The sequence below is a fragment of the Amycolatopsis sp. SID8362 genome (assembly GCF_010550475.1).
Lineage (GTDB): Bacteria > Actinomycetota > Actinomycetes > Mycobacteriales > Pseudonocardiaceae > Amycolatopsis > Amycolatopsis eburnea.
The window spans coordinates 1-1,409 of the sequence record NZ_JAAGNB010001291.1 but is presented as its reverse complement, the minus strand read 5'-3'; the positions used below and the strand labels follow the sequence as shown (position 1 = coordinate 1,409).

Annotated in this window: 2 protein-coding genes and 1 pseudogene; 2 read left to right on the top strand and 1 reads right to left on the bottom strand. The window is 73.9% G+C overall.

The window, feature by feature from the left end; all coding sequences use genetic code 11:
* Positions 1-259, top strand: a pseudogene (locus G3I65_RS39895) (DNA-binding protein); the annotation flags it as partial.
* A 49-nt stretch (positions 260-308) separates the two neighbouring features.
* Positions 309-896 (top strand): hypothetical protein, encoded by a 588-nt coding sequence (locus G3I65_RS39890; RefSeq protein WP_166641157.1) that lies wholly within the window; start codon positions 309-311, stop codon positions 894-896.
* On the opposite strand, the gene G3I65_RS57810 is transcribed toward G3I65_RS39890, so the two are convergent.
* A partial coding sequence (locus G3I65_RS57810) for a DUF742 domain-containing protein (protein ID WP_239071729.1) occupies positions 893-1,409 on the bottom strand: 517 nt, incomplete at its 5' end. The two genes, G3I65_RS39890 and G3I65_RS57810, sit on opposite strands and share 4 nt — an antisense overlap.

The window sequence follows — 1,409 nt, the reverse complement described above, 5'->3', positions numbered from 1 at the left end:
CGCGGCTTCGGCCCGGCGCCGCGGCTCGGCGGTGCGCGCGCCGGTCGGCGGCGGCGCGGACACCTCCGCCACCCTCGAGCTGCTGTCCCGGGCGACGTTGGAGCGCCGTGAGGTGTGGATCGGGTTCGTGGACTCCCGCGGCACCGCCAGCCAGCGCGTGATCCGGCCGGTGCGCGTCGGCGGCGGGATCCTCGAAGGAGAGAACAACGAGCGGTACTCCCTCCACCGGATCACGTCGGCGGCGATCGTCGAGGACTGATTCCGGTGAATTCCCACCGGGGCGTCGTCGCAGGTGGTAAGCCTGGTCCATGAAGTGGGGAACGCGGGTGACCGCCGTCGCGGCGGCGACGATCGTGGGTGGGGCGGGCTTCTCCGGAGCGGCCGAGGCAGCCGGGCCGCCGGTCTATTCGAAGTACACCGTCAGCGGGACGACGCACATCGCGAAGCCGGGCGCCGACCTGAAGCTCGGGCCGGGACAGTTCGACATGTACACGCAGATCGGCTCGTACACCTTCTACGGGACGATCACGCTGCCGCCGGTGAAGGTGACCAAGGTGGTGCCCGGCATCGGCGCGGTCAGCGGCACCGTCACCCTCGGGCCCGGCAGCGCCGGCGGCTCGGTCTTCGGCGGCTTCTCCGGCTCGGCGACCTGGCCGGTCAAGCTGTCGGACGTGCGCGTGAACGGCGTCCCGTACGACGTCGGGGCGTCCTGTGGCACCGCCCAGCCGGTGACGACGGAACTCGTCGCGGACGGCTTCGTCGCGGGCCAGGGCGGCCGGCTGACCTCGACGTACACGCTCGGCGAGTTCGCGAACTGCGGGTCGGCGACGCCCGTGCTCAACACCGCGGTGGCCGGGCCGGGCAACACCCTGGCCCTCGACCTCACCGCGGGCTAGAGGGCGCGCAGTCCCGCGAGGACGCGCTCCATGAACTCGCGGGACGAGCGGTCGCCCAGGATCAGCTCGGTCTGGTGGATCAGCACCAGGCCGATGTCGGCCATGTCGCCGACCAGGATCTTCACCACGCCCAGCGGCAGCCGCAGGTGGGCGGCGATCTCGGCGACCGAACGGGTGTCCAGGCACAGGTCGCAGATCCGGCGGTGCTCGACCGACCGGACGCCGCGGTACCGGCGGCCGTCGTCGGACGTCGAGACCAGCGCCTCCAGCGCCAGGTTGTGGTCGGACCGCGTGCGCCCGCCGGTGCGGGTGTACGGGCGGACCCGCGAGTTCGCCGAAGCGACGGGCACCGGGCTCGCGACGCGGGCCGGCTCGTTCCAGGCCGGGTCCTCCCACGGTTCCGGCTGCGGGATCCAGCGGGTCTCCGGGTCCGGCGGGGGCGTCCACGACGGCGACGGCGCCATCCGGGGCGCGGGCGGGCGCGGAGCGGGTGGCCGGGGCGGGACAGGCGGG